The 2,560-nt window shown below is 31.2% G+C and carries 2 protein-coding genes; both read right to left on the minus strand.

Translation table 11 applies throughout. From position 1 onward, the window contains the following. Nucleotides 1-86: 86 nt before the first annotated feature. Nucleotides 87-686, minus strand: coding sequence for a DUF6705 family protein (locus Q0998_RS19165; protein ID WP_299673036.1), 600 nt, complete (start codon nt 684-686; stop codon nt 87-89). 16 nt (nt 687-702) lie between these two features. Continuing rightward, nucleotides 703-2,271, minus strand: coding sequence for a hypothetical protein (locus Q0998_RS19170; RefSeq protein ID WP_299673038.1), 1,569 nt, complete (start codon nt 2,269-2,271; stop codon nt 703-705). Nucleotides 2,272-2,560: the final 289 nt, after the last annotated feature.

Consider the following 2,560-nt stretch of genomic DNA (forward strand, 5'->3'; position numbering starts at 1 on the left):
GTATACGAGACCCGTACGTACGGTGGTGTGAGAGGCGCACTCTGTCAGTTTCTGGCAGAGCCGTCTACTCGATTGTGGTTTGTATTTTATTGTTTCACAAAAATAAATGTTCCAGTTGGAACTGTCAGTTCAGTATATTGTGGTGGATTATCTACATTAATTCCACCAGGAACTCCATCTCCCCATAAATATCCCTCTAAAGCAGTTTGACTACCTACATTTACTCTTTTTAAAGTGAAAGTCCCTGTTAATTTCCTTGGTCTATCATATAAACCAACTTTCAATCTTCTTTCATTAGCTGGGCAAGTAGGACAATAAGGTCTTGAACTAGCTGAATTGTCAAGTAAAGTACTACCAACTAATGAATGTAATCTCGGTTGACTTAAATTAGGGATTGTATTAATTTTTTCTATCCCATTTTCAATATATTGGTATTCTCCTATTATATAATCCATATAAAATTTACCTGTATATGCCATTGTCTTTTTTTCTAAAACTATTTTAAAAGAAGTTGTTCCATCAGTATATAGCCAAGTCCCTATGAAATCATTAAAATAATTGTTAACATCTTTATAATAGGCATTTACTTGACTGTCTCCATCCCAAGTATCTATATCGACAATTGGAGATTGTGCTTTACAGCTTAAAGTTATAATAAATACGATTAATATGTTTAATTTATTCATAATTGTTTTTTTTAAATTAATTACAAGGAGTTTCTTTTACTCCAGAAGTATTGATTGTAAAAGTTGGTATATTTATTTCTGACCAATTATCTATATTATCATTAGCTTTAAATAGAGATAAATTAAAATCTTTAAAGTTTTCCAAGAAAGCTTTCTCTTGTTGATTTTGATTTGTTTTACCGTATTTTTTACCTAATTTATCATTTAAAGCCTTTAATTTAGTTTCAATTGGATCAGTGACTTCTAAATCACTTCTTTCATTCACAATGTCTGAAAGTGCTTTGTAAAATGAACTTCTAAATGCTCTAAAATCTTTTATTCTTAAAGCAAAAACATTTACTTGATTGTTTAAAAAGTTATTTTTACTTGCTAGCATAAAAGTAACTTCATTTTTAACATTAGATTTTGCATTTGCGTATAAATTAAACAATGTGTAAATATCGTCCCAAGAAAACATTGGATATGTATCTGCTGATGGATGAGAGTGAGCTCCTGCATAATTTTGACCACCTGTAGGTATTCCTATACTATTTCCAATTGTGGCAGGTAAATTTGTATTGGTATATGTTGCATTATTGTTAAAAGGATCGCTTTCCTTTTTCATAGAAAATCCATTCTCACCAGGTTGGTCAACGGTTGTTTTTAGGTTTTCTAAAAAAGGTTTAGCATTTGATTTGTTTGGGTCAATAATATCATTAAGATTATTACAAGGGTCAGTAAATTCAGGTAAAGCAGGTACAACAATAGCATCACCATTTTCTACATCAACATCAGAGGAGTCTTCCTCTCTTGGTATTTTAGTTCCACCACCACCACCAGATTCTGATTCTCCATCAGTATCATTATCATTGTCGTTACCACCTGTTGCCGAACCACCACCTGCTTCTTGCCAATAACAGCTTGTTTTTACTCCAAAACCACATATAGAGCCACCACAATAAGCTTCGCCAGTATCTGTACAAAGGTCTCCGAATGTTGAAATACAGACATATTCCATATACATAGATTTTTTTTGGATGTTTCTGTTACTGGTTTTACTACCGACTAAATTGTTTACTATTTGTCCGTTACTAAATTCTGCTATTTGTATGATATTATAATCTAAATCGTAATGCGTTTGTGTTCCTGTAAAATTTTGAATTGAGAAATTAAAATCATTTGCTTCTATCCACTGCTCGTTAGGTTCCCATTTTAAAATATAACCAAAGTAACCATTTTGTGTTTTTACTAAATGTAAATTTTCAAATGTGTACGCTGAATCATTTGAATAGTCTTTGTCTATTAAAAAAGAATAAGTGAATTTCCCGTCATTATTAACATACTCAAGAATATTATTTAGATTTAAAGCTCCAAAATCTGTATTCATACTTTTACTTATTGTACTTCTATTTTTACTAGAGCCTAAATTATTGAGTTCAGAGAGAACGGATTTAACATCTGGCAGTTCTTCAATTTGCAAATAGTTTATTTGTGCGGTTAAGTGTTTTTGATGAGTATTTTCATCTTTTTCACAATTAAAGAGAAATAATGAAATTCCGAAAAGGAATATTCCGAGTTTAATTAGATTGTTTTTTCTGTTTTTCATATTTGTTAAATTTAAAGGTTAGTTTTCAATTTATGTTAACAAGCTGCATTTTTTTTTTAATATTCAATTCAGCTCTTTGACGAGCCATATAAACCACAACGTTGTTGTATATGGTTTGTTGCGTGTTTCAAGCAACTAATTTAGTAAATAATTATGGACAAAGAAAGTCCGCGAGGACTTTCGCAAGTAAGCAAGAAGCCAGCAATAAATTATATACGGTGTGTGTGCCCAGCATGGGCATCTTTTGATTTACCGAAAGGTAAATAATTAATCTAGAGGGTGCAAGTCC

Source organism: uncultured Polaribacter sp. (assembly GCF_947501385.1).
GTDB lineage: Bacteria > Bacteroidota > Bacteroidia > Flavobacteriales > Flavobacteriaceae > Polaribacter.